At 69.0% G+C, this 24,757-nt stretch carries 21 protein-coding genes; 10 read left to right on the forward strand and 11 right to left on the reverse strand.

The features are described 5' to 3' along the window. Positions 1-5: 5 nt before the first annotated feature. The 4 genes from B2742_RS05430 to B2742_RS05445 form a co-directional block, all read right to left on the reverse strand. Positions 6-476 (reverse strand): universal stress protein, encoded by a 471-nt coding sequence (locus tag B2742_RS05430; protein ID WP_292063853.1) that lies wholly within the window; start codon positions 474-476, stop codon positions 6-8. A 169-nt stretch (positions 477-645) separates the two neighbouring features. Further along, positions 646-5,511, reverse strand: coding sequence for an NAD-glutamate dehydrogenase (locus B2742_RS05435; RefSeq protein ID WP_292063855.1), 4,866 nt, complete (start codon positions 5,509-5,511; stop codon positions 646-648). Between the two features lie 205 nt (positions 5,512-5,716). Further along, positions 5,717-6,556, reverse strand: a complete 840-nt coding sequence (locus B2742_RS05440) for an outer membrane protein (protein WP_292063857.1) — start codon at positions 6,554-6,556, stop codon at positions 5,717-5,719. A 326-nt stretch (positions 6,557-6,882) separates the two neighbouring features. Continuing rightward, a complete protein-coding gene (locus B2742_RS05445) occupies positions 6,883-8,013 on the reverse strand; it encodes an AI-2E family transporter (protein ID WP_292063859.1) in 1,131 nt (376 codons plus the stop codon). A 98-nt stretch (positions 8,014-8,111) separates the two neighbouring features. Between B2742_RS05445 and B2742_RS05450 the strand changes: the two genes are divergently transcribed. Beyond that, on the forward strand, positions 8,112-9,677 hold the full coding sequence (locus B2742_RS05450; RefSeq protein WP_292063860.1) for a helicase HerA-like domain-containing protein: 1,566 nt from the start codon (positions 8,112-8,114) through the stop codon (positions 9,675-9,677). Beyond that, on the forward strand, positions 9,674-10,207 hold the full coding sequence (locus tag B2742_RS05455) for a WapI family immunity protein (protein ID WP_292063861.1): 534 nt from the start codon (positions 9,674-9,676) through the stop codon (positions 10,205-10,207). The genes B2742_RS05450 and B2742_RS05455 overlap by 4 nt, the downstream gene beginning before the upstream one ends. Here B2742_RS05455 and B2742_RS05460 read toward each other — a convergent pair. Together B2742_RS05460 and timA are read right to left on the reverse strand one after the other, a co-directional pair. Further along, entirely contained in the window at positions 10,204-11,301 is a 1,098-nt protein-coding gene (locus B2742_RS05460; RefSeq protein WP_292063862.1) for an MltA domain-containing protein, read from the reverse strand. The two genes, B2742_RS05455 and B2742_RS05460, sit on opposite strands and share 4 nt — an antisense overlap. Continuing rightward, positions 11,301-11,945, reverse strand: a complete 645-nt coding sequence (gene timA / locus B2742_RS05465) for a TIM44-related membrane protein TimA (RefSeq protein ID WP_292063863.1) — start codon at positions 11,943-11,945, stop codon at positions 11,301-11,303. Before timA ends, B2742_RS05460 begins: the two co-directional genes overlap by 1 nt. A gap of 238 nt (positions 11,946-12,183) precedes the next feature. Here timA and secB point away from each other — a divergent pair, with 238 nt between their 5' ends. Continuing rightward, entirely contained in the window at positions 12,184-12,702 is a 519-nt protein-coding gene (gene secB, locus B2742_RS05470) for a protein-export chaperone SecB (RefSeq protein WP_292063864.1), read from the forward strand. Positions 12,703-12,750: 48 nt separating this feature from the next. On the opposite strand, the gene dnaQ is transcribed toward secB, so the two are convergent. From dnaQ to B2742_RS05495, 5 genes are read right to left on the reverse strand one after another with little or no spacing between them, the layout of a single operon-like run. Continuing rightward, positions 12,751-13,476 carry a DNA polymerase III subunit epsilon gene (gene dnaQ / locus B2742_RS05475; RefSeq protein ID WP_292063866.1) on the reverse strand — a complete coding sequence of 242 codons (726 nt, stop codon included), beginning with the start codon at positions 13,474-13,476 and terminating at the stop codon, positions 12,751-12,753. 6 nt (positions 13,477-13,482) lie between these two features. Continuing rightward, positions 13,483-14,124 (reverse strand): dephospho-CoA kinase, encoded by a 642-nt coding sequence (gene coaE / locus B2742_RS05480; RefSeq protein WP_292063869.1) that lies wholly within the window; start codon positions 14,122-14,124, stop codon positions 13,483-13,485. Next, positions 14,121-14,918 (reverse strand): shikimate dehydrogenase family protein, encoded by a 798-nt coding sequence (locus tag B2742_RS05485; protein WP_292063871.1) that lies wholly within the window; start codon positions 14,916-14,918, stop codon positions 14,121-14,123. Before B2742_RS05485 ends, coaE begins: the two co-directional genes overlap by 4 nt. Then, a complete protein-coding gene (locus tag B2742_RS05490) occupies positions 14,915-15,517 on the reverse strand; it encodes a Maf family protein (protein WP_414633045.1) in 603 nt (200 codons plus the stop codon). The genes B2742_RS05485 and B2742_RS05490 overlap by 4 nt, the downstream gene beginning before the upstream one ends. Then, positions 15,514-16,398 carry a pyruvate, water dikinase regulatory protein gene (locus B2742_RS05495; RefSeq protein WP_292063872.1) on the reverse strand — a complete coding sequence of 295 codons (885 nt, stop codon included), beginning with the start codon at positions 16,396-16,398 and terminating at the stop codon, positions 15,514-15,516. Before B2742_RS05495 ends, B2742_RS05490 begins: the two co-directional genes overlap by 4 nt. Before the next feature lie 498 nt (positions 16,399-16,896). Between B2742_RS05495 and hemE the strand changes: the two genes are divergently transcribed. The 7 genes from hemE to mnmG all read left to right on the forward strand — a co-directional run bounded on the left by hemE (position 16,897) and on the right by mnmG (position 24,723). Further along, entirely contained in the window at positions 16,897-17,943 is a 1,047-nt protein-coding gene (hemE, locus tag B2742_RS05500; RefSeq protein WP_292063876.1) for a uroporphyrinogen decarboxylase, read from the forward strand. Further along, positions 17,940-18,995: a ferrochelatase gene (gene hemH / locus B2742_RS05505; RefSeq protein WP_292063877.1), complete on the forward strand. Its 1,056-nt coding sequence runs from the start codon at positions 17,940-17,942 to the stop codon at positions 18,993-18,995. The genes hemE and hemH overlap by 4 nt, the downstream gene beginning before the upstream one ends. Then, the gene (locus B2742_RS05510) at positions 18,992-19,462 is read left to right on the forward strand and encodes a CopD family protein (RefSeq protein WP_292063879.1); all 471 of its coding nucleotides are present in this window, start codon (positions 18,992-18,994) and stop codon (positions 19,460-19,462) included. The genes hemH and B2742_RS05510 overlap by 4 nt, the downstream gene beginning before the upstream one ends. Positions 19,463-19,669: 207 nt before the next feature. Beyond that, positions 19,670-21,082: a transcription termination factor Rho gene (gene rho, locus B2742_RS05515; protein ID WP_292063882.1), complete on the forward strand. Its 1,413-nt coding sequence runs from the start codon at positions 19,670-19,672 to the stop codon at positions 21,080-21,082. A gap of 40 nt (positions 21,083-21,122) precedes the next feature. Beyond that, on the forward strand, positions 21,123-21,350 hold the full coding sequence (locus tag B2742_RS05520) for a DUF6489 family protein (protein WP_292063884.1): 228 nt from the start codon (positions 21,123-21,125) through the stop codon (positions 21,348-21,350). Positions 21,351-21,492: 142 nt separating this feature from the next. Continuing rightward, the gene (gene mnmE, locus B2742_RS05525) at positions 21,493-22,797 is read left to right on the forward strand and encodes a tRNA uridine-5-carboxymethylaminomethyl(34) synthesis GTPase MnmE (RefSeq protein ID WP_292063885.1); all 1,305 of its coding nucleotides are present in this window, start codon (positions 21,493-21,495) and stop codon (positions 22,795-22,797) included. A 69-nt stretch (positions 22,798-22,866) separates the two neighbouring features. After that, on the forward strand, positions 22,867-24,723 hold the full coding sequence (gene mnmG / locus B2742_RS05530) for a tRNA uridine-5-carboxymethylaminomethyl(34) synthesis enzyme MnmG (protein WP_292063887.1): 1,857 nt from the start codon (positions 22,867-22,869) through the stop codon (positions 24,721-24,723). Positions 24,724-24,757 lie beyond the last annotated feature (34 nt).

Below are 24,757 nucleotides of genomic sequence, written 5' to 3' on the forward strand. Positions count from 1 at the left end.
TCGCGTCAGGCCAGATCCTCGATGTCCTTCTCGGTCAGTTCGCCCGGGACGATCGTCACCGGCAGTTTGCGCCCGGTGAAGGCCGCGCCCTGTTTGACCACGGCCGAAACCAGCGGACCGGGCCCGCGCCCGCCGCCGCCCGCCGCGAGGACCAGAATCTTGATCTCGATATCCTCGCCGACGACCTTGCGGATGGCGTCCTGCGGCTCGCCGCGTTCGATCAACAGCACGGGCGTCTCGCCGGATCGTTCCGCCGCCTCCCCGGCCCATTTGTTCAGCGAGGCCTCGGCCTCAAGCCGGGTCTGGCGTTCGATCTCCTCGCGCACCCCGGCCCAGTGGGCGTCCGATGCCGCGGCCGGGATGACACGCAGCAGGGCGACCCGGCCGCCCGTCGAGCGGGCGCGACGCGACGCGTAGCGCAGCGCCGTCTCGAACTCCGGACTGTCGTCGACCACGACCAGAAATTTACGCGGCATCAGCCTCTCCCTTAGCCCCCGACGCTAGCAGAACGCGGGCGCGAGCGCGAAGCGCCAGGCCGCGCCGGGTCGAAAAGGCGAAGCCTTTTGACCGCGGCCCACCTGATTGCCCGCGTCGGGTCGGGAGGTCCCGCAGGGCCGACGACCGCGGCCCCACAAGAAGGCCCCATCAGCCTGCTGACGAGGCGATCTCACGGACGACGCTGTTGGCGATGGTCAGCTTGGCGAAGGTCCAGCCCGCACCCGAGGCCTCGATCTCGTCGACCGAGGCGCGCACACCTTCGACCGTGTCCTGGCGCGGACCGATCCAGCTGTCCACGGCGGCCTCGGCCGTCGCCTCGCTGACCCCGACCGAGACGTCCGCGGCCTTGGCCACGGCCCGCGTCAGGGTGGCCTGTTCGGCCATCAGGTCCTCGATCAGGCGGCGCACCGCCAGCCGGTCGAAATGATCGGCCGAGGGCACATTGCCCGCCCCCGCCCGCAGCCGGTCGAAATCGAAGGCCGCGCCGACCTGGTGGTACAGCATGGCCATGGCCGGTTCGGGCCAGCCCGCCTGCCGCGACAGATCGCCGATGTCGGCCGTGGCGACCAGCGGGCGCAGCATGGCGAAGTCACGCGCCATGGCCTCCGGCACGCCGAGAGCGGTGAAGCTCTGGACCCGGCCTTCCAGCCGGTCCTGTTCGAAGCGGGACAGCACCGTCCCGCCCGCCGCGCGCAGGGCGTCCGCCGCCGGCCGGTAGGCGGCCACCAGGGCGTCGACCGTGCAGCCCGGCCGCATGGCGCGGCGCGCCAGCCAGAAGGTCTGACGGCGCAGAACCGTGGCGATTTCCTGGTACAGCACCGTCTGGGCTTCCGCCGAAATCTTCAGGTCCAGGGCCGAGACCTGGTCCCAGGCCTGGTCGAGACGGAACACCTGCCGCGCTGTCTCGAACGCGATGACCAGGGCCGCCGTATCGCACCGCGCCGACAGGCGCAGACGCTCGGGGAAGGTCGGGCCGCACATGTTGACGATCTCGTTCGCCAATATGGTCGAGACGATCTCGCGGCGCAGGCGGTGACGCTGCATGTCCGCTTCGAACTTCGCCAGCGGGGCCGGGAAATAGCGCACCAGCGTCTGTTTGAAGAACGGGTCGTCCGGCGCCGTCGAGCCGACGATGTCGTCGAACAGCTCCAGCTTGGAATAGGCCGTCAGCACCGCCAGCTCCGGCCGGGTCAGGGCCTGGCCCGCCGCCTTGCGCTCGGCCAGTTTGCCGTCGTCGGGCAGGCCCTCGACCTTGCGGTCCAGCTTGCCCTTGGCCCCCAGCCACTGCATGAATCGCTGCTGGGCGTTGAGCGCGTCCGCGCCCTCCGCCTCCTGCAGCGACACCGCCAGCGTCTGGTCGTAGTTGTGCGCCAGCACCTTGAGCCCGACCTCATCGGTCATCGAGGCCAGCAGGGCGTTACGATCGCCGGCCTTCAGCGCGCCCGAGGCGATGGCGGCGCCGGTCAGGATCTTGATGTTGACCTCATGGTCGGAGCTGTCGACCCCCGCCGAGTTGTCGATGGCGTCGGTGTTGATCCGGCCGCCGGACTGGGCGAAGGCGATCCGACCCGCCTGCGTCAAGCCGAGGTTCGCGCCCTCGCCGATGACCTTGGCCCGGACCTCGCCGCCGTCGACGCGGATGGCGTCATTGGCCTTGTCGCCGACCTGGGCGTCGGTCTCGTTGGGCGCCTTCACATAGGTGCCGATACCGCCAAAATAGAGCAGTTCGGCCGGGGCCAGCAGGATGGCCTTCATCAGGGCGGCCGGGTCCAGCACGTCCTCCTGGATGTCCAGCGCCGCCTTGATCTCGGGGCTCAGCTCGATCGATTTGGCTGAGCGCGGGAAGACGCCGCCGCCCTGTGAAATCTTCGACTTGTCGTAGTCCTGCCAGGACGAGCGCGGCAGTTTGAACATCCGGTCGCGCTCGGCCCAGCTGGAGGCCGGGTCGGGGTTCGGGTCGATGAAGATGTCGCGGTGGTCGAAGGCGGCGACCAGTCTGATCGCCTTCGACAGCAGCATGCCGTTGCCGAACACGTCGCCCGACATGTCGCCGACGCCGACCACGGTGAAGGGCTCGGTCTGGATGTCCTTGCCCATCTCGCGGAAGTGACGCTTGACCGCCTCCCAGGCGCCGCGGGCGGTGATGCCCATGACCTTGTGGTCGTAGCCGACCGAGCCGCCGGAGGCGAAGGCGTCGTCCAGCCAGAAGCCGTAGTCGGCCGAAATGCCGTTGGCGATGTCGGAGAAGGTCGCCGTGCCCTTGTCGGCGGCCACGACCAGATAGGGATCGTCGCCTTCAAACCGGACCACGCCATTCGGATGGGTGACGGCGCCCGACCTGTCGATGTTGTCGGTGATGTCCAGCAGGCCGGAGAGGAAGGTCTTGTAGGCGCGGATGGCCTCGCCCTGCTGGGCGTCGCGGTCGCCCCCGGCGCGGACGATGGCCGCCAGATGTTTGGGGAAGAAGCCGCCCTTGGAGCCGACCGGCACGATGACGGCGTTCTTGACCTGCTGCGCCTTGACCAGACCCAGCACCTCGGTGCGGAAGTCGTCGCGGCGGTCGGACCAGCGCAGGCCGCCGCGGGCCACCGGTCCGAAGCGCAGGTGCACGCCCTCGATATGCGGCGCGCAGACGAAGATCTCTCGGAACGGCTTGGGCAGGGGCAGGTCGGCCAGTTCGCGCGAGGCGATCTTGATCGAGATATGCGGCTTGGGCGCCCCGTCGGCGCCGGTCTGATAGTAGTTGGTGCGCTTGATCGCCTGGACCAGCAGGACCATCCGCCGCAAGGCGCGGTCGTGGTCGAGGCTCTTCACCTCCTGGAGCAGGGCGTTGATCTGCTCGACCAGCGCGGCCAGGGCGGGCGCCCGGCTGGCGGCGTCGCCGCCCGCCGCCGGATCGAATTTCGCCGCGAACAGGGCCAGCAGGCCCCGCGCCACGGCCGGATAGTCGCGCAGCGCCTCTTCCTGCACAGCCTGGCTGGGATCGAGACCGGTCTGCTGGCGGTAGCGCGCCAGCGTCCGCACCAGCGCCGCCTCGCGCCAGTCGACGCCCAGTTCCAGCACCAGCCGGTTGAAGCCGTCGCTTTCGGTCCGCCCGGTCCAGACCGCCGAGAAGGCGGCCTCGAACGGCCCCTTCACATCGCTGAACTCCAGGCCACCGCCGCGCGGGTCCTCCAGCAGGAATTCATGCACATGGATCTCGGAGTCGCCCGCGGGACACAGAGCGTGGCCCCATTCCTCGAGCGTCTTGAGTCCCATGTCGGCCAGGATCGGGAGCACGTCCGACAGCGGCACGGCGCCGCCGCGGTGATAGAGTTTGAAGCGGAAATTCAGCGGGCCGTCGCCCGCGGCGCGGAAGGCGCGAACCGCCACCGGCTCGCCGCCGTCGTTGACCCCCGAGTCGTTCAGGACATCGACGGCCTGAAGGTCGCGCACGGCCTCCATCGCATCATAGCGATCCCGATAGCCGGCCCCGAAGGCCTGGGCCCAGCGCGCGCTCAACGGTCCGACGACGACATCGTCCACATCGGCCTCGCGCAGGGCGCTCTCGAAACGGTCGATCCAGCTGCGGCCGGCCTCGGCGATTTCCGCGTCGAGGGCCGCCTGATCCGGACACGGATGATCTCCCGGGGTGACGCCGATGATGTAGTGGATGCGCACCAGCGGCTGGTCCGACAGCTGCGGATACCAGGCCGACAGACGGCCGCCCCAGGCCCGGGCCAGGATCTTGCCGATCCGTTCACGGACCGAGGCGTCGAACCGCTCCCGGGGGATGAAGGCCAGAACCGAGACGAACCGGTCGAACGGATCCTTGCGGGTGAAGGTCTTGATGCGCGGCCGGTCGTGCAGGTGCAGGATGCCCAGCGCGATCTCGAGCAGCTCGTTCTCGCTGACCTGGAAGAGTTCGTCGCGCGGGTAGTTCTCGAGAATGTTCTTGAGGCGCTTCTCGCTGTGGCTGCCGGCCGTCTTGCCGGCGCGGGTCAGGGCGTTGGCGACCTTGCGGCGGACCAGCGGCACCTGGGTTGCCGTCTTGTCATAGGCCTCGGCGGTGAACAGGCCGACGAACCGGGTCTCGCCCGAGGGGCGACCGTCCGGTCCGAACCGCTTGACCCCGATATAGTCCATATAGGCGCGCCGGTGGACGCGGGAGCGGACATTGGCCTTGGCCACAGTGACCGGTTCGGACAGGTCCAGCTGCTTCTTCATCGACCGGGTCAGCACCGCCGGCTCATTGGCGCGGCGCAGGACGGTCCGTTCCGGATCCGCCAGCACGCCCAGGCCGACGCCCGACTGCGACAGGGGCGCCTCGGCCTCATAGCCGCCGTCCTTGCTTCGCGGATAGTCGTAGTCGCGGGCGCCGAGGAAGACGAAATGATCGGCCTGCAGCCACTGGAGAAAAGCCAGATTCTCGGCCAGGACTCCTGGATCCACGCCGCGCGGCGTCGCTTCCAGATGGGTGATCGAGCGCGCCATCAGGGCGTTCATGGCGGCGTGGTCGGCGACCGCGTCGCGCACATCGGCCATGGTCTGGGCCAGGCCCTCGCCGAGGGCGTCGCGACGTTCCTGGGGCACGGGGTCGATGACGACGACGATCAGCGAGACCCGCCGGCCTGCGATCTCAACGATCGGATGGTACATCGAACGGACGGTGACCCCGGCCTCGGCCAGTTCGCCCATGACGCTGTCGACGAGGAACGGCCGGTCGTCCTGGACGATGCCGATGCTGTCAAAGCCGGCGGGGCGGCCGTCGGCGCCGGTCAGCGGGCTGATGGTGATGCGGGCGGCCTCGCCGGGCTTGCGCTCGCCCGCCAGCTTCCAGACGGCGGCCAGCAGGGCGCCCAGGTCCGCGCCGCTCAGCTCGGGCGTCTCGTCGGCGGCGTAGTCGTCCCAGGCCTGGGCCAGGTAGGATCGGGCGTCGGGCCCGGGCGGTCCGCCGATGGCGGTCGCGAAGCTGGCTTCCAGCGCCTCCAGGGGGATCGCCTGAGGGTGCGAGGGTGCCGTTTCGCCGGACATGGACAGAACTCTTGAGGACGCGGCCTCGTCAACGGGCCGCCGGAGATGGGGTCAGACTAGGCCGCTTTGCCGCCCGGGCAAGCCGTCCGCGTCGAACGGCGCCTGACTAGGCCAGGCAGGCGGGCTCGGGAACCCCCAAAACGACAGCGCCGGCCCCGTTTCCGGAGCCGGCGCCGCGCCGGTCAGTTATCCGCGAAGCGGGGAGTTAGAACCGGACGTTCATGCCCAGCCGCAGGGCATGCAGCTCCATCGCGTCATTGCTGCGGGCCAGATCGGTGCCGGCGGTGTTCGGCGGCAGGATGAAGGGATTGGTCGGCCCCGCCGCCCCCGGACCAACACGGACGACGTAGTCGCCGGGCTCCAGGTCCGTGTACAGGTATTCGCCCGTCAGGCTCAGGTTCGGAGCCAGCCGCCATTCGACTCCGGCGCCCAGCTGGTAGCCGTCGGCCTCGTCGTCATTGACCGTTTCGGTGAAGCTGTTGAGGCCATTGGTGGTGCGGAACCTGTTGTCGATCTTGGCGCGGGCGACGCCTCCGGTGACGTAGTAGAGGGCCGGTCCGGCAGCGAAGCCGGCGCGCAGCCGCAGGGCCGCCATGGATTCGAGGTCGCGCGAGAACTGATAGGCCGCCGGCGTGGTGCTGAACGAAGTCACGGCGTCGTCGACGTCCGATACGCCATATTCGCCGACCGCGCCGACCACGAAGGAGCCGAACTGCATGTCGTAGCCGACGCGCACGGTGGCCTCGACACCGGTCGTGTCGGAATCACAGCCGGCCGCCGCGTTGTTGTTCAGGGCAGCGCCGTCGCAGGAACCGGGGCTGAAGGCGCTGTTGGTCGTGCCGTTCAGGACCACCGTGTCATCGAACTCACCGTCGAAATCGCGGTCGAACACCAGGCGTTCGTCGGAGTCCTCGCTGTTATCGATCACGCCGCCATAGACGCCGATGTAGGGGCCGCTCCAGTCGGGCGCGGATTGGGCGAGGGCGGGGGCGGCCACGCCGGCCAGCAGAAGCGTCAGGGACGCGGCGGAAATCGTCTTTATCATCAGGACTTACCTTTTGAGCTTTGCGCGGGACACCCGCGGTTCGCCCTTCCGCCGCCGCTAACGCGACCTGTCCGCCGCCTGTTCCCGCCGCCGGGCGCAAATCCATCCGCAGGGACCCCTCTGTGGCGCTGAAAGCGCAGACGCTGATTGCGGAAACGACAAGGCCGCCGAACTTGCGTTCGGCGGCCTGCTTCGGATCGGCGCCGGGGAGGGGGGAGGGTTGGCGCCGATCTGTTCCGCCGCGGCCTTTGGGGGGAGGGGAGGGGCCGCGGTGACAAGTGTGAAATAGGCGCCGCTTGTGGCCAATCAAGGGCGCCCGAACCGCCTCAAACGGCCTTTGACTGCGGCGGGTTGACGCGGCCCCGTCGGGGCCCGGGCGCCGCGGTTTCGTCATCGTCCGCATAGGGCTCTCCATCGCCCGACAGCAGGATGGCCATCCAGCGCGAGCCCTTGAACTCCGCCAGCACGGCCATGGCCATGACCGCCAGCGGCGTCGACAGGAACATGCCCACCACGCCCCACAGCTGGCCCCACAAGGCCAGCGACAACAGCACCACCACCGGATCGATGTTCTGGTTGTCGCCCTGCATGCGCGGCTGGATCATATTGCCGCTGATGAACAGGATGGTCTGCAGGCCGACCAGCAGGATCGCGGCGGGCCAGTAGCTCTCGAACTGGACCAGGGCGAACAGCGGCGGGGCCAGACCCGCCACGGCGCCGCCCAGGACCGGGATGAATCCGACCACGAAGATGACGAAGGTCCAGAACTCGGCGTTCTGGAGCCCCACGGCCCGCATCAGCAGCCAGGCGGCGGCGCAGATCATCGCGCCGGTGACCGTCTGGACCCAGAGATAACCCTCCACTCCGCCGCGCACGCGATCGAACACGCCCATCGCCTCGGACCGCGAGGCGCGGCCGGGGAACAGACCGACGATCTTGCGGCGGAACCCGGTCTGGGCCGCCAGCAGGAAGCCGAGATAGACCAGGACGAAGAAGGACCCCGACAGCACTCCCGACGCCTGACTCGCCGCCATCGTCAGATAGGCCCGGATGTCGAGCTGGGCGATCAGCTGGGTCGCGGTCGGCGCCGTCTCGACGCCGAACAGGCGCGAAACGTCGAACAGGATCTGGTCGATGCGCGGACCGATCCCGGTCGAAACCCCTGAAGCCTCGCTGAAGAAGTTGAGGGCTCCGTTGGTGATGATGGCGATCGAGGCGAAAAAGCCCATGATCACCACCAGCAGGGCGGCGACCCCGGCCCAGCGGCCGGGCACGGGCGTGCGGTTCTCGATCCCCCGTTTCACCCCGTCGATCATGATCATCAGAAAGATGGCCATGGCCAGCGGCGTCAGTATGCCCCTGAGCCAGTACAGCGCCGCGCCGCCTGCGACGACGGCGATCAGCACGAGGGCGTTGCGCGAGACGGTGGACGTCGGGACGGAGATGGGGGGTTTCATCGGCATATGGTCAAGGTCCAGGCGGTCGGCGTCAATCCGGCCTTGAACCGGGATCGCCGCCGGTAGAGCATGAGCGCCGCCCCCCGCCCGGAGTTCCCATGCCCGACGCCGCCCCCGGCCTGTTTCTTGGCCAGTCTGACAAGCCGGAACAGCTTCTGTTCCACCGCGCCAACCGCCACGGCGTCGTCGCCGGCGCCACCGGCACGGGCAAGACCGTCACCCTGCAGATCATGGCCCAGGGCTTTTCCGACGCCGGCGTCCCCGTCTTCTGCGCCGATGTGAAGGGCGATCTGTCCGGCATCTGCGTGCCGGGTTCGCCCAATGAGAAACTGCTGGCCCGCGCCGCCGGCATGGGGCTGACGCTGACGCCGCGCGCCGCCCCGACCGTGTTCTGGGACCTGTACGGCCTCAAGGGCCATCCGATCCGCACCACCGTCAGTGAGATCGGCCCGCTGTTGCTGGCCCGGATGCTGAACCTGAACGACGTCCAGGAAGGCGTGCTGTCGGTCCTCTTCCACGTCGCCGATACCGAAAAGCTCCTGCTGCTCGACCTCGACGACCTGCGCGCCATGCTCGCCTACGTCGGCGAGAATTCGGAGCGCATCGGCCGCGAGGTCGGCAATGTCGCCCCCGCCTCGATCGCCTCGATCCAGCGCGCCATCCTTCAGCTGGAGCAGCAGGGCGGCAAGGCCTTCTTCGGCGAGCCGGCCCTGCGACTGGAAGACATGATGCGCACCGGCCTTGACGGCCGCGGCCAGGTCAATGTGCTGGACGCGACGAAGCTGATGGCCAGCCCGCGCCTGTATGCCGCCTTCCTGCTGTGGCTGCTGTCCGAGTTGTTCGAACAGCTGCCCGAGGTCGGCGACCCCGAAAAGCCGCGCCTCGTCTTCTTCTTCGACGAGGCCCATCTGCTGTTCAACGACGCCCCGCCCGCCCTGCGCGAAAAGGTCGAACAGGTCGTTCGCCTGATCCGCTCGAAGGGCGTCGGCGTCTATTTCGTCACCCAGAACCCGGCCGACATTCCCGACAGCGTGCTGGCCCAGCTGGGCAACCGCATCCAGCACGCCCTGCGCGCCTACACCCCGGCCGAACAGCGCGGGCTGAAGGCGGCTTCGGACAGTTTCCGGGTCAATCCGGCCTTCGACACCGCCGAGGCCATACAGGGTCTGGGCGTTGGCGAGGCCCTGGTTTCGACCCTCGACGAAAAGGGCGCGCCCCATGTGGTCGCCCGCACCCTGATCCGCCCGCCGGACAGCCGGCTTGGCCCCGCCACCGACGCCGAACGCGCCGCCGTCATGGCCGCCAGCCCGGTGCGGGGGCTGTATGAGGCGGTGGTCGACCGCGACTCCGCCGAGGAAATCCTCGCCCTCCGCCGGGGCGCGGCGGATCAGGCCACGGCCGACGCCAAAATGGCCGAGGCCCGGGCGAAAGCCGACGCCGCGGCTGCGAAAGAGGCCGAAAAGGCCGCCGCCGCCCGCGAGAAGGTCGAGGCCCGCGAACAGGCCCGCTACGACCGCGAAGCCGCCCGCCCCCGCGCCCCGGCCCGCCGCTCGACCCGCGAGACGCCGATCGAGGCCGCGACCAAGTCCGTCCTGCGCACGGCGGGGAGCACGATCACGCGCGAACTGCTGCGCGGCCTGCTGGGCGGTTTGCGGCGGCGGTGACGGAGCGCGACCCGGACCTCGTTCTCGGCGGCTTTTGCCTGTGGGTGATAGGGAAACCCTATTCGGACGTGGAGGACGACTACGGTCAGGACCTCCTGAGTTTCGAGATCACAGTTGAAACGCTTTGGTCGACGGTTCGATGTGGCGGCACGCTATCGGCCGCCCGATTGGCAGGTTTCAGTCGGGACCTGGCATCCATCGTCGACACGCTGGACGGAGAGGCGGTTCTGGAGGCTTCCGAAGGAGGAACGGTAATGGTCCTGACTCTGACGATGAGGCCTCTCGGTCATGTCGACGCCGTGCTCGCCTTGCGGATTGGTTACGACGAAGAGGATCACCGGATCGCCTGGAGTCTTGACCAGACTTACCTTGCTCCCCTGGCCCGTCAGGTCCGGATGCTCGCCGCCGCCTACCCTTCACCCTACCCGGCCAGCATTCTGGAACGCGTGAAGGCTTTCGAACCACTGAGATCGGGGCTGGCGTCTCGACTTCTGAATGCAATCTTTGGCGCTCGGACCGGCCCGATCTAGCCCCGCGGAACCAGCCGCCACATCCTGAGCGGATGGCGCACCGCGCCCGCCTCCGCGCCGGCCGCGGGGCCTCGGCCCATGTAGAAGTCGGCGCGGACGGGCCCGCGGATGGCCGAGCCGGTGTCGAGCGCGACGACCAGACCCTGATAGCTGCCCCGCGCCCCGACCAGATTGCCGCCGTCGGCCGAGATCCACACCAGATCGCCATAGCGCCAGTGGGCCGGATCGACGGCGATGGACCGGCGGGCGGTCAGGGGAATGCCCGCCGCGCCGTTCGGGTCGCCGCCGTCGTCGGGGTCCAGGGCGAAGAAGATGTAGCGGGGGTTCAGGGCCATGACCGCCCTCGCCTCGGGCCCGCGATGGGCCGCCAGCCAGGCGCGGATGGCCTCGCCCGAGGTTCCGTTGGGCGGCAGCAGCCCCTGCTCCGCCATCGGCCGGGCGATGCCGACGAAGGGACGGCCGTTGTCGGCGGCATAGGCGGCGCGGGCCTTCGACCCGTCCTCGAAGGTCAGATAGCCTGAGCCCTGGATCTGCAGGAAGAACAGGTCCTCGGCCCGCATCCAGGCCAGGGCGTCGTCCGCCGGGGAGGCCTCGATATCCGCGCGCACCGCCGATACGTCGCCGCGGGCCCAGCCGGGCGGGCGGGCCCGGAGGGGCATGTCGAACTCGGCGTCGGGCGCGCGGCGGGCCTGATACTCCGGGGCGAAATAGGCCGTCATCAGGCCCGGTCCGCCGTCCGGCGTCACGGCCGCCACGACGGTGAAGCCGGTCTCGAGGAAGGCGCGGGCCGCCGAGGGCGTGACCGGCTTTGACGTCTGTTTGATGTGCATCGCCCGGTCGCACTGCGTCCGGGAGGCGGCGTCGCGGGCCACGGCGCAGCCGACCGCCCAGGCCTCGAAAGCAGCGAGGTGATCCTCATCGTTCCAGCCGGGCAGGGTCGCGGGACTGGCCCCGGCCGGGGCGGGACCGGGCGCGGGCGTCTCCGTCGGGGGGGGCGCAGGCGGCGGCCGGGTCGTCGCGGTGGCGCAGGCGGCCAGAACCATGGTCAGGGCGAGGCAGGCGGCCGTCTGCCAGCCGCGCGGGCCGCCCCGCATCAGGCGGCGGCGGCTTCGGTGCGAGCCAGCACCCAGTTGGGGTCGCTGGCGCCGAGGGTGCGTTCGAAGGTCCACAGCTCGGCCACGCGACGCTCCTCGACCTGTTCCTCGGCCGCCGGATCGCCCGGCTTCACCCGGTTGCGCAGCTCGGCCAGGAACCGGACCTTGGCGGTGGCGAGGTTCTCCTCGGCCGAGGCCTGTTCCAGATCGGCGCGGGCGGGATGAAGGAATTCCGCGATCTCGGTCTCGCCCCGGCTCTCGCGCGCGGCGATGCCGATCTCGAACGAGGCCATGACGGTCGGGGTCAGCAGGGGTTTCAGCGTCTCGCGGTCGCCGGCGGCATAGGCGCGGACGATGGTCTCATAGGCCTGGCGCGCGCCCTCGAGGAAGCGCACCGGGTCGAAGGCCGGATCGCGGGCCTTCAGGCCGGCGATCGAGGCCAGGGTGACGGCGTCCAGCACATTGGGCCGGCCGCCGGCCTGATCGGGCGCGGAGGCGTTCGGAGCAGCGGCTGGTTTGGACCGGGCGTCCTCCTCCGGCTGACGACCGACCTTCTTGCCCAGCACATTGTAGAGCTGGAACAGGATCACGGCGGCGATGACGGCGAAGATGATGATCTGGATCTGGACCGGCGGCACTGGCAATCCTTGACTGGCGTCCGGCGGAGGGTCCGGACGCGACGGGAGACGATTAGGGGCTGATATAGGGACGCGCAACCGGAACCGCCCATCCGGCCAGGTGCGACCTGTCGCCTCTCCAGCTTGCCAGGGCCTGAATCCTCCCGGGCGAGCATCGTTGCCGCATCCGGAGCCTCGTGCTAGTCGCCGCGCCTTCCCGGCGCCGTAATCGGACGCCGTCCACTCATTCAGACAGACCTGACCGATGACCGACGCCGCGCCTCCCTCCGACGCCAACACCGCCGCGCCCGCCGATAACGGCCCCCAGGGCCCGGCCGGCCCCGGCTTCCGCATCGTCGCCCAGTTCGTGAAGGACCTGTCCTTCGAGAACCCCAAGGCCCCCGACAGCCTGCGCGTCGACGGCAAGCCGGCCATCGACATGGGCGTCGAGATGAACGCCCAGGGCCGTCCCGACGGCCTGTTCGAGGTCGATCTGCGCCTGACCATCAAGGCCACCACCGACGCCATGACGGTGTTCAACGTCGAACTGCTGTACGGCGGCCTGTTCGCCCTGCAGGGCGTGGCCGAGCAGGACATCGAGCCGCTGCTGCTGATCGAATGCCCGCGCTACCTCTTCCCGTTCGCCCGCGAGATCATCGCCCGCGCCACCTCGGACGGCGGCTTCTACCCGCCCTTCATGCTCGACCCGATCGACTTCGCCGGCATCTACGTCGCCCGCCAGCAGTCGATCGCGCGGGGACCCGCGGAAACCGGCAAGGCCTGAGACCCGGCGGCGGTCCGCCGCCGCACCGGGACATTCGAAGGGCGTCCGTCAGGCGGCGGACGCCTTTTCGATGTCCAGACCATAGCCCTTCCACAGCGACCAGTCCTTGAGCGTCGCCCGCAGGAAGGCCTCGTGCGCCGCCTGTTCAGCCTCGCCGCCGCGGGTCAGCAGCGGACGCGGGCGCGGCGGATAGCCCGCCGCCGCATGGGCCGCCGCCGCCGCCGTCACCGTGCGTGAGGCCGACAGGTCCAGCCGACGCTCCTTGCCGCCCTTGAGCTCCAGATAGACCTCGGCCAGCAGACGGGCGTCGATCAGGGCGCCGTGCAGGGTGCGTTCGACCAGCGAGACCTTGAACCGCTTGCACAGGGCGTCGAGCGAATTGGCCATGCCCGGAAACCGGGCCTGGGCCAGTTTCAGCGTGTCGATCCAGCGGTCTTCGGGGAACAGGACCCGGCCGCAGCGGCCGAATTCGTGATCGATGAAATTGCGGTCGAACTGGGCGTTGTGGGCGATGATCGGGGCGTCGCCGATGAAGTCGCACAGGTCGATGACGATCTCGGCGAATTTCGGCGCGTCCTTCACCTTCTCGTCGGTGATGCCGTGCACCCGGATGGCGTCCGCCGGGATCAGCCGCTCGGGATGGATCAGCCGGTGGAAGGTCCGCCCCGTCGGCAGCAGATCCTCGATCTCGATACAGCCGACCTCGATCATCCGGTCGCCCGTGCGGGGGTCGAAGCCGGTGGTTTCGGTGTCGAGAACGATTTCGCGGGACATGACCCCTTATTGCGACCGTTCGCCCGCTTTCGGAAGACCATGCCGGGGCGGCGTCCACCCCTTGGCCAGAACCATCCCCACGATTTCGTCCACCCGGGCCCGCGCCGCCTCGAGGCCGACGCCCGTGTCGATCACGAAATCCGCCCGGTCGCGCTTCTCGGCGTCGGGCATCTGGCGCGCCAGAATGGCCTCGTACCGCTCGCGGGTCATCCCAGGCCGGGCCAGCACCCGCGCCGCCTGCACCGCCGCCGGGGCGGTCACGACCACCACGGCGTCCACCGCGGCGTCGCCCCCGGTCTCGAACAGCAGGGGGATGTCGAGCACCGCCAGCCTGACGCCCCGGGCTTGCGCCGCCGCCAAGTCCTCCAGCCGTCCCTTGAGCACCAGAGGATGGACGATCGCCTCCAGCCGCCGGAAGGCCTCTCCATCCCGGCCAAGGGTCTCGGCCAGCCGGGTCCGGTCGACCGCCCCGTCCACGACCACGCCGGGGAAGGCGTCTCCGACCGGGCCGACGGCCGCACCGCCCTTGGAATAGAGCCGGTGAACCGCATCGTCGGCGTTCCAGATCAGGGCGCCGGCGTCGGCGAACATGCCTGTCGTCGTCGACTTGCCCATGCCGATCGAGCCGGTCAGGCCGAGGACGATCATGACCCGCTCTCCAGCACACGGAGCGCGATCCCGCGGACGTCCACATCCGGCGGGTCGATTCCGAACAGGGCCCGGAAGGATGGCCGGGCCTGGCCGATCAGCATGGCCAGACCGTCCACCACCGTCAGGCCCCGCTCACGCCCCGCCGTCAGGAACGGCGTCATCAGGGGCCGATAGGTCATGTCCATCAGGACCGCGTCCGGGCGAAGCGCCGACATCCCGACGGCGGGGGGAACGCTGAGCGCATTGACGACCAGCACCGCCCCGGCGAGGGCGTCCGGTCCGACGACAGACCCGCCGACCTCCACCGCCAGCGCCTCGGCGCGCGCCGGCGTCCGGTTCAGAATTCCGACACGCGCCCCGGCCCCGGTCAGGGCCGCCACCGCCGCCCGCGCCGCGCCCCCGGCGCCCAGCACCACCACCGGGCGCCCCGGGAGCGCCAGATCAGGGGCTTGCTCCTCCAGCGCCGACATCAATCCAGACCCGTCCGTGCTGTCAGCGGCGATCTTCCCTTCCTCGAACACCAGCAGATTGGCCGATCCGCAGGCGGCGGCCGTGGCTCCAACCTCATCCGCGAGCGACAGGGCCAGCGCCTTGAAAGGCGCCGTGACGTTCAGGCCGCGCAGATCACCCCGTCGGCCGCGGTCGATCAGGGCCCTGAACTGGTCGTCGTCGGCCGGCCCGTAGCGGTCATAACGGGCGTCAAGACCGGCCGCTGTGATCCAGGCGGAATGGATCGGCGGGCTCAGCGAGTGGATCACGGGCTGGCCGACGACGCCGACAACCACGGTCATGATTTCAGCACCCCGGCCCGGCGCAGTTCGGCGAGCACCGGCCACAGCGGCAGGCCCAGGACGGTGAAATAGTCGCCCTCCACCGCCTCGAACAGCTGGGACCCCATGCCCTCCAGCCGGTAGGATCCGACGCAGGCCAGCACACCCTCGCCCTCGGCCGCCAGATAGGCGTCAAGGAAGGCGTCGGAGAACTCCCGCACCCGCATCGTCGCCGTATCCACCCCGGACCAGACAATCTGGCCATTGCGGGCCAGGGCCGCGCCGGAGTGCAGATGATGAGCCCGGCCGCGCATCGCCGCCAGCCTGACCCGCGCCGCATCGAGCGACGGGGCTTTCGAAACCAGGCCGCCGTCGAAGGCCAGGGTCTGGTCCGCCCCCAGCACCCAGGCGTCGGCGTCATGACGCGACACCGCCAGCGCCTTGATCCGCGCCAGTTCGACCGCCAGTCCCGCGGCGTCGGCCGGATCATGGGCGTTCTTGACCGCGTCCTCATCCACATCGGCGACCTGAACCGAAAAGAGCACGCCGACGTCGGCCAGCATGGCCCGGCGCGCCGCGCTCTTGGAGGCGAGGATCAGCCGTTCGGAGGGCGCTGTCACCAGGCCGCTCCCAGCTTCCGGGTGCGGCGCTCGTTGAGCAGGTTGATGATGGCCGCGGCCGTCTCCTCGACCGAACGCCGGGTGACGTCGATGACCGGCCAGCCGCGTCGTTCGAAGGCGCGCCGGGCCTTGACCGTTTCCTCGCGCACAGCCTCATGGTCGACATAGGAACTGGCCCGGTCGGCGTTCAGTCCCTCCAGCCGGTTCTTGCGGATCTGCACCAGCCGGTCCGGCGAGACGGTGAGGCCGACCACCAGCGGATTCTTCAGCCCGACGAGACGTTCGCCGTCCTCCTGTCCCGGCACCAGCGGCACATTGGCGGCGCGGATGCCGCGATGCGCCAGATAGATGCAGGTCGGGGTCTTGGAGGTGCGGCTGACCCCGCACAGCACCACATCCGCGCCTTCCAGCTGGACCGCCGTGCCTTGGCCGTCGTCATGGGCCATGGCGTAGTCGAGGGCGGCGATGCGGTTGAAATAGTCGGTGTCCAGTGCGTGCTGCGCCCCGACCCGGGTCGACAGGGCCGCACCGAGATAGCGAGACAGCGCGCCGACCAGCGGGTCCAGGGCGGCGATCTGGGGCATGTCCAGCTTGAGGCAACCCTGCTCGAGCTGTTCGCGCAGCTCGCGGTCCACCAGGGTGTGCAAGACCACGCCGGGCGAGGCCGCGACTTCTTCCAGCACCCGCTCCATCTGTTTTCCGGAGCGAACCAGGGCGTAGATGTGCTCGATCGGAATGACCCCGTCGAACCGGGCCACCACAGCCTTGGCCATGGCGTTCAGGGTCTCGCCGGTGGAATCCGAGACCAGATGGACGTGGAAATAGGTCGCCAGCCGCGACGGGCCCGAGGCGCGGCCCGGGCCGGACGAACCCGGGGTCATCGGCGGCTGTCCATGATTGCGAGACTCCTGTGGACGGGGCGGGGCGCCATCGGGGCGCCGGCGGCGGCGAAGGGGGCGCCTTTTCCTATAGCCGGGCCGGACGCGGGCCGCGAGCGGGGACAGAGGTGGACGGCGACCGACCCGCCGGCATCTTTCATCCCAAGGCCGACCTTCATGTCCCGTCCGGCTGTGGAGATCCTTAACGAGACGTTAACGGCGCCCAGGCCGGAGAGGGTCGCGCCGGCCGCGAAGCCCGCCGTTAAGGCCTCGTTAGGATTTATCCCCGCTTTCACCAGCCCGGTGGAGACCGCGCCCGCGCCTTGTGACGGTTTGCGGAAAACCCGTCCCTGACCGGATGGATCAGCTGACTTGTCCCCGCCATCCCCGGCCCTGCCTTCTACTTCCGAACCTTTCGATTCTTTTCTTGAGAAGAACAGGAAGGGTGCGACACGGGACGGGCTTGAGCGGGACCGGGCTGGCCGGTAGGACCAAGGTCAGATGACCGTTTCCCCCGACGCCCCCCTGTTGCTCAAGGTTCTTGCCGGTGAGGCGACGGACCGACCGCCGGTATGGTTCATGCGTCAGGCCGGTCGCTACCTGCCGGAGTACCGGGCGCTCAGGGCGACGACGCCGGACTTCATCTCGTTCTGCCTTGATCCCGAAAAGGCGGCCGAGGCGACCCTTCAGCCGATGCGGCGGTTCGGCTTTGACGCCGCCATCGTCTTCGCCGACATCCTGCTCATCCCCCGGGCCCTGGGCCAGGAGGTCTGGTTCGAGGCCGGCGAGGGACCGCGCCTCGGCGCCCTGCCGCCGGTCAAGGGCATGCACGATCTCACCGCCGGGGCCGGAGAGGCCCTGAAACAGGTCGGCCAGACCCTGTCGCTCGTGCGGGCGCAGCTGGAGCCCGAACGCGCCTTGATCGGCTTTGCGGGCGCGCCCTGGACTGTGGCGACCTATATGCTCGACGGGGAAGCCCGGACCATCGGCAAGGGCGAACGGGCGCAGGCTCGGACCTATGCCTATGCCGAACCGGACAAGGTCGCGGCCCTGCTGGACGTATTGGTCGAAGCCACGGCCCATTATCTGAAGATGCAGGCCGATGCCGGGGCCCAGGTGCTGAAGATCTTCGAGAGCTGGGCCGAGGGCCTGCCGGAGGATCTCTTCGAAAGCCTCGTCCTGCGGCCGCACCAGAAGGTGGTGCGTCGCATACGTGAGCTGGGCGTCACCGTCCCGCTGATCGGCTTCCCCCGTGGCTCGGCGGCGCTGGCGGAACGCTATGCCGCCGAGGTCGACGTCCAGGCCGTGGCGCTGGACACCGCCTGTCCGTTGGAGATCGGACGGCGCGTGCAGGCGATCAAGCCGATCCAGGGCGCGCTGGATCCCCTGCTGCTGCGCGCCGGCGGGCCGATGCTGGACCGCCGTGTCGACCAGCTGCTCGAGGCCTGGGGGCAGGGGCCGTGGATCTTCAACCTCGGCCACGGCATCCTGCCCGACGTGCCGATCGCCCATGTCGAACAGGTTCTGAAACGGATCGGCGCCCAATGAGCGGGACCCCGGGCGGCCGTCGCATCGCGGTGGTATTGTTCAATCTCGGCGGGCCGGACGACCAGGCCTCGGTCAAACCCTTCCTGTTCAACCTGTTCAGCGATCCGGCCATCATCGGCCTGCCCAATCCGTTTCGCGCGCTTCTGGCGCGGCTGATCTCCAGCCGTCGCGAAACCGGCGCCCAGGCCAACTACGCCCTGATGGGCGGCGGCTCGCCCCTGCTGCCGGAGACGCGCCGTCAGACGGAGGCCCTGACGCAGGTCCTCACCGGAGTTCTGCCGGGCGACGAGATCCGCTCCTTCATCGCCATGCGCTACTGGTCGCCCCTGACCGAACAAACCGCCGCCGAGGTCGCAGCCTTCGCGCCGGACGAGATTGTCCTGCTGCCACTTTATCCGCAGTTCTCGACGACAACGACCGAGTCCTCACTGAAGGCCTGGCGCGAGATCTATGCCGGGCCGGGCGTCAGCCGGACGGTCTGCTGCTACCCCGAGGCGTCGGGTTGGATCGAGGCCCAGGCCGAGGGCGTGCGCGCGAAGCTGGCGGAAGCCGGCGACCGGCCCGTCCGGGTGCTGTTCTCGGCCCACGGCATCCCCGAAAGCCTGATTTCGAAGAAGGGCGACCCCTATCAGGAGCAGATCGAATCGACCTGCGCCGCCATCGCCGCCCGGGCCGGGTTGGCCGAGGGCGCCTGGGCGATCTGCTACCAGAGCCGGGTCGGACCGATGAAATGGCTGGGACCTTCGACCCCGGACGCCATCGCCCAGGCCGGGCGTGACGGGGTCGGCGTCGTCGTGGCGCCGGTCGCTTTCGTCTCGGAGCATATCGAGACCCTGGTCGAGCTGGACATCGAATACGCCGAACTCGCCCACGAGCTGGGCGTGGCGCCCTATCTGCGCAGCCCCGCGGTCGGCGTGGCTGCCCCCTTCATCAGGACGCTCGCGGACGCCGTGGTCGAGGCCCTGTCGCGAACGGGCGCGGCGCCCTACGGTCCCGGTTGCCGGGCGGACTGGAAGGCCTGTCCCCGGACCTGCGAGCGGAGGGCGGCATGACATTCGAGATCGTGCGCGGCCTGCATATCCTGGCGGTGATCGCGTGGATGGCCGGCATGCTCTTCCTGCCGCGCCTCTATGCCTATGACGCCGAACAGGCGGACAAGGCCGAGCCCCTGCGGTCGGAGATGCGGGGCCTGCTGCGGATCTGGCAGCACCGGCTGCTGAAGATCATCATCAATCCGTCCATGATCGCAGCCTGGATTTTCGGCGTCTGGATGATCGTCATCCATATGTTCGAATACGGCGAGGGCTGGGGCTTCCTCGCCCAGCCGTGGATGGTCGCCAAACTGGCCGGAGTGTTCGCGCTTTCGGCCTGGCACGGCTTCCTCGCCGGCGAGCTCAAGCGGATCAAGGCAGGGACCTCGACCCGCTCCGGCAAATTCTGGCGCATGACCAACGAAGTCCCCTTCATCATCGCTGTGGTCATGGTCCTTTCCGTCACAACCCAATGGACCTTCGGCTGAGCCGCTCAGCTTGACCTGAGGCCCCCCGCGTGGTTTCGCTCAGGCGAACCGCCCTGCAGGAGTCTGGGGCGGTCCCACTCTCTGCGACGCCCGCCGATCTCGCCGGGACGACCCGTCGCCTTCCCACCCGGCCGCAAGGCCAGACATTGCTGGATTTTCCCGCCCGCGAGACGCCCTGTCTCGCGGCGATGCTTTTGATTGCACGCCATGACCGACGCCACCGACACGCCTGAAACCGAACTGACCGCAGAGGCCGAAGCGCCCGAGGCCGGCAATGAAGTCGCTGCCGCCGACCTGCCCATGGTCGACCAGGAGCATGGCGACGAGGATGACGACGGCGAGCCGATCGTGCCCAACGGCCGCATCACCCTGCAGGAACTGAACGAGAAGACGCCGGAAGATCTGGTCGCCTTCGCCGAAAGCCTCGAGATCGAGAACGCCGGCAACCTGCGCAAACAGGACCTGCTGTTCGCCATCCTCAAGACCCTGGCCGATGAGGAAGTCGAGATCATCGCCGACGGCGTGCTCGAAATCCTGCCCGACGGCTTCGGCTTCCTGCGCAGCCCGGACGTCAATTATCTTCCGGGCCCGGACGATGTTTACGTCTCGCCGTCGCAGATCCGCCGCTTCGGCCTGCGCTCGGGCGACACCATCCACGGCGCCGTCCGCGGCCCGCGCGAGGGCGAGCGCTATTTCGCCCTGCTCAAGGTCGACACGATCAATTTCGAGGACCCCGAGACGGTCAAGACCAAGGTCCTGTTCGACAACCTGACCCCGCTCTATCCCGAAGAGCGGCTGCACATGGAAATCCAGGACCCGACGCTGAAGGACCGCTCGGGCCGGGTCATCGACATCGTCGCCCCGCTCGGCAAGGGCCAGCGTTGTCTGATCGTCGCCCCGCCGCGCGTCGGCAAGACGGTCATGCTGCAGAACATCGCCAAGTCGATCGAGAAGAACCACCCTGAGGTCTTCCTCATCGTCCTGCTGATCGATGAGCGGCCGGAAGAAGTGACGGACATGCAGCGCACAGTGAAGGGCGAGGTCATCGCCTCGACCTTCGACGAGCCGGCCACCCGCCACGTCGCCGTCGCCGAAATGGTCATCGAAAAGGCCAAACGCCTGGTCGAGCACAAGAAGGACGTCGTCATCCTGCTCGACTCCATCACCCGCCTCGGCCGCGCCTACAACGCCACCGTCCCGTCGTCGGGCAAGGTCCTGACCGGCGGCGTCGACGCCAACGCCCTGCAGCGGCCGAAACGGTTCTTCGGCGCGGCGCGGAATGTGGAGCAGGGCGGGTCGCTGACCATCATCGCCACCGCCCTGATCGATACGGGCTCGCGGATGGACGAGGTGATCTTCGAAGAGTTCAAGGGCACGGGTAACTCGGAAATCGTCCTGGACCGCAAGGTCGCCGACAAGCGGATCTTCCCGGCCATCGACGTGCTCAAGTCGGGCACCCGCAAGGAAGAGCTCACCACGCCGAAGGACCAGCTGGCCAAGACCTATGTCCTGCGCCGCATCCTCAACCCGATGGGCCCGCAGGACGCGATCGAGTTCCTGATCGACAAGCTGCGTCAGTCGAAGAACAATGCGGACTTCTTCCAGTCGATGAACACCTGATGCGGCTTCGGCTGTTTCACGTGAAACACGGAGCGGCGGCATGAAGGTCAATGTCGAGGTCGAATGCACACCGGAGGAGGCGCGCGCCTTCCTCGGCCTGCCCAATGTCGAGCCGTTGAACGATCATCTCGTCGCCGAGATGAAGCGGCGCATGGACGAGAACATGTCCGCCATGCAGCCTGACGAACTGATGAAGACCTGGACCAGTTTCGGCATGCAGGCCCAGGACCAGTTCCGCAAACTGATGGAAGCGGCCGTCAAGCCGTGACGACCGTCTCCTCCCCACAACGTGGGGAGGGGGACCATCCGAAGGATGGTGGAGGGGTATATCCCCGGACACCGTCCGATGCGGCCAAACCCCTCCATCGCTTCGCGGTCCCCCTCCCCATTTCATGGGGAGGAGACACGGCATGAACACCATCTTCGCCCTTGCCACCCCGCCTGGACGGGGCGCTATCGCCATCCTGCGCCTGTCTGGCCCGGGGACAGACGCCGCTCTGGCCGCCCTCGGCGCCGGAGGGCTGAAGCCGCGATACGCCGCCCTGCGCGACCTCGTCCACGACGGTCGGCCGATCGACCAGGCCTTGGTCCTCCGTTTCCCGGCGCCGAATTCCTACACCGGCGAGGACTGCGCCGAACTGCACCTGCACGGCGGTCGCGCCGTGGTCGAGGCGGCGGCCGATGCCCTGGTCGCCCTCGGCCTGCGACCCGCTGATCCCGGCGAGTTCACCCGACGGGCCTTCGAGAACGGCCGCATGGACCTGGCCCAGGCCGAAGCCGTCGCTGATCTGATCGACGCCGAGACGGCGGCCCAAGCCGCTCAGGCGCTGGGTCAGCTCGACGGGGCGCTGAGCCAGACCTATGCCGGATTCCGCCGTGATCTGCTGACCGCCTTGGCGCTGATCGAGGCCGAGATCGACTTTCCGGACGAGGAAGTTCCCGACAATCTGGCGCGGACCGCCGGTCCTGTGCTCGACCGGCTCATCGCCGACCTGAAGGCCGCCCTCGCCGACGCCCGCCGTGGCGAGCGGGTGCGAGAGGGCTATCGGATCGTCCTGATCGGCGAGACCAACGCCGGCAAATCCTCCCTGTTCAACGCCCTCGTCGCGCGCGAGGCGGCCATCGTCACGCCGATCGCCGGGACCACGCGGGATGTGCTCGACGCCGACCTGATCATCGGCGGCTACGCCGTGACCCTGTCCGACACCGCCGGCCTCCGCGACAGCGCGGACCCGGTCGAGGCGGAGGGGGTGCGCCGCGCGAGGGCGCGGGCCGAAGCGGCGGACCTCCGTCTGTGGGTCCGCGGTCCCGACGACGAGGAAGGCGACGCCGCCGGTTTTGCGCGGGCCGGCGATCTCCTGGTCCTGACCAAGGCCGATCTGGGCCTCGCCCCGTCGGTGGCCGGGTATGAAACCCTTTCGATCAGCACCACGACCGGGCTGGGTCTGGCCGAGCTCCACGACTGGATCGCGGCGCGGCTGGCCCGAGACCTTTCCGGCGCCGATTTTCCGGCTGTCACGCGCGAGAGACATCGTCGTCGCTTGGTGGAAGCCCTGGCGGCCGCCGAGGCGGGCCGTGCCGCGCTCGAGGTCGCCCCCGAAATGGCGGGGGATGACCTGCGCCGTGCGGCCGATGCCCTGGCCCGCGTGACCGGCGCCATCGGCGTTGAGGACATTCTCGGCGAAGTGTTCTCGACCTTCTGCATCGGCAAGTGAGTCGTTTCACGTGAAACACCCTTGCGGCCAAGGTGGCGGTTGGGCCGGTTTTGCCCTATGTGCCCGCCCATGAAGGGTTTTGACGTCATTGTCATCGGCGGCGGTCACGCCGGCTGCGAGGCCGCGGCGGCATCCGCGCGCGCGGGTGCGCGCACCGTTCTTTTGACCCAGAAACTCGAGACCATCGGCGAGATGTCCTGCAACCCGGCCATCGGCGGACTCGGCAAGGGCCATCTGGTCCGGGAGATCGACGCCATGGACGGGCTGATGGCCCGGCTCGGTGACCAGGCCGGGATCCAGTTTCGCCTGCTCAACCGGTCGAAAGGCGCGGCGGTCCAGGGTCCGCGCAGCCAGATCGATCGGCGCCTCTACCGCGAAGCCATGCAGGCCGAGCTCGCGCAGACGCCCAACCTGACACTGATGGCCGGCACAGCCGAACGGCTGATGCTGGATGGCGATCGCGTCGCAGGCGTGGTCACGGGGGAGGGGACCGAGGTCCGCGCGGCCGCCGTCGTCCTGACCACGGGGACCTTTCTCAACGGCGTCATCCACAAGGGCGACCAGCGCATCCCTGCCGGCCGACACGGCGAGGCGCCATCGACGGGCCTCGCCGCCGACCTGTACGGCGCCGGCCTGCAGATGGGCCGGCTCAAGACCGGAACCCCCGCGCGGCTGGACGGCCGGACCATCGGCTGGGACCGGCTGGAGATGCAGCAGGCCGACGCCGAGCCGGTGCCGTTCAGCTTCCTGACCGACCGGATCGACGTGCCCCAGATCGCCTGTGGCGTCACCCATACGACCGAGGCCACCCACCGGATCATCGCCGACAACCTCGGCGACAGCGCCGTCTATGGCGGCCACCTGTCGGGCCGGGGTCCTCGCTACTGCCCCTCGATCGAGGACAAGGTGGTCCGGTTCGCCGACAAGACCTCGCACCAGATCTTCCTCGAGCCCGAGGGGCTGGACGACCCGACGGTTTACCCGAACGGGATTTCGACTTCGGTGTCAGATGCCACCCAGGCGGCCTTCCTGCGGACCATCCCGGGTCTGGAGGCGGTCGAGGTGTTCCGCTTCGGCTATGCGATCGAATACGACTACGTCGACCCGCGCGAACTGACCCCGGCGCTGGAGGTCAAGAAGCGTCCCGGCCTGTATCTGGCCGGCCAGATCAACGGGACCACGGGTTATGAGGAAGCCGGCGCCCAGGGCCTGCTTGCCGGGCTGAATGCCGCCCGCGCCGCCGCCGGGTCCGATCCGGTGATCCTCGGGCGGGATGAGGCCTATATCGGCGTCATGGTCGATGACCTGGTCACACGTGGGGTGACCGAGCCCTACCGGATGTTCACCAGCCGGGCCGAGTACCGGCTGACCCTCCGCGCCGACAATGCCGATCAACGGTTGACTCCCCTGGCGATCAACAGCGGACTCGTCTCGAGACAGCGCGCCGGGGCTTTCGCGGCCAAGGCCGCCCAGCTTGCGGAAGCGGCCGTTGTTTCACGTGAAACCGTGTTCACGCCGAAGGAGGCCGCGGCTCTCAGGATCCACGTCAACGCTGATGGTCAGCGCCGCTCCATTCGCGACCTTCTGGCCTTCCCCGGTGTGACTCTGGACACCTTCAAAGCGATCCGACCGGAGATCGCGGCCTGGTCCCCCCAGGTCCGACAACAGGTCGAGATCGACGCCGGCTATGCGGGCTACCTCGACCGTCAGGCCTCGGACGCCGCGGCCCTGCGCCATGAAGAGGCGCTGGCCCTGCCTGTTGACCTCGACTACGCCGCCATCGGCAGTCTCTCCAATGAGGTCCGTGAGAAGCTCACCCTCATCCAGCCCCGCACCCTGGGTCAGGCCGGTCGGATCGAGGGGATGACTCCCGGCGCCCTGACGGCGCTGCTGTCGCATGTGAAGAAGGCGAAGGTCGCGGCGTGAGAAGTTCGGCGATCTGTCTCCGCCCCCCTTTGGG

Source organism: Brevundimonas sp. UBA7664, from assembly GCF_002483305.1.
Taxonomy (GTDB): domain Bacteria; phylum Pseudomonadota; class Alphaproteobacteria; order Caulobacterales; family Caulobacteraceae; genus Brevundimonas.

Bases quoted from the DNA above. Each gene is read 5' to 3' on its own strand.
- B2742_RS05430 (WP_292063853.1), bottom strand. From the start codon at position 476: ATGCCGCGTAAATTTCTGGTCGTGGTCGACGACAGTCCGGAGTTCGAG.
- B2742_RS05435 (WP_292063855.1), bottom strand. From the start codon at position 5,511: ATGTCCGGCGAAACGGCACCCTCGCACCCTCAGGCGATCCCCCTGGAG.
- B2742_RS05440 (WP_292063857.1), bottom strand. From the start codon at position 6,556: ATGATAAAGACGATTTCCGCCGCGTCCCTGACGCTTCTGCTGGCCGGC.
- B2742_RS05445 (WP_292063859.1), bottom strand. From the start codon at position 8,013: ATGAAACCCCCCATCTCCGTCCCGACGTCCACCGTCTCGCGCAACGCC.
- B2742_RS05450 (WP_292063860.1), top strand. From the start codon at position 8,112: ATGCCCGACGCCGCCCCCGGCCTGTTTCTTGGCCAGTCTGACAAGCCG.
- B2742_RS05460 (WP_292063862.1), bottom strand. From the start codon at position 11,301: ATGCGGGGCGGCCCGCGCGGCTGGCAGACGGCCGCCTGCCTCGCCCTG.
- secB (WP_292063864.1), top strand. From the start codon at position 12,184: ATGACCGACGCCGCGCCTCCCTCCGACGCCAACACCGCCGCGCCCGCC.
- dnaQ (WP_292063866.1), bottom strand. From the start codon at position 13,476: ATGTCCCGCGAAATCGTTCTCGACACCGAAACCACCGGCTTCGACCCC.
- coaE (WP_292063869.1), bottom strand. From the start codon at position 14,124: ATGATCGTCCTCGGCCTGACCGGCTCGATCGGCATGGGCAAGTCGACG.
- B2742_RS05485 (WP_292063871.1), bottom strand. From the start codon at position 14,918: ATGACCGTGGTTGTCGGCGTCGTCGGCCAGCCCGTGATCCACTCGCTG.
- B2742_RS05495 (WP_292063872.1), bottom strand. From the start codon at position 16,398: ATGACCCCGGGTTCGTCCGGCCCGGGCCGCGCCTCGGGCCCGTCGCGG.
- hemE (WP_292063876.1), top strand. From the start codon at position 16,897: ATGACCGTTTCCCCCGACGCCCCCCTGTTGCTCAAGGTTCTTGCCGGT.
- hemH (WP_292063877.1), top strand. From the start codon at position 17,940: ATGAGCGGGACCCCGGGCGGCCGTCGCATCGCGGTGGTATTGTTCAAT.
- B2742_RS05510 (WP_292063879.1), top strand. From the start codon at position 18,992: ATGACATTCGAGATCGTGCGCGGCCTGCATATCCTGGCGGTGATCGCG.
- rho (WP_292063882.1), top strand. From the start codon at position 19,670: ATGACCGACGCCACCGACACGCCTGAAACCGAACTGACCGCAGAGGCC.
- B2742_RS05520 (WP_292063884.1), top strand. From the start codon at position 21,123: ATGAAGGTCAATGTCGAGGTCGAATGCACACCGGAGGAGGCGCGCGCC.
- mnmE (WP_292063885.1), top strand. From the start codon at position 21,493: ATGAACACCATCTTCGCCCTTGCCACCCCGCCTGGACGGGGCGCTATC.
- mnmG (WP_292063887.1), top strand. From the start codon at position 22,867: ATGAAGGGTTTTGACGTCATTGTCATCGGCGGCGGTCACGCCGGCTGC.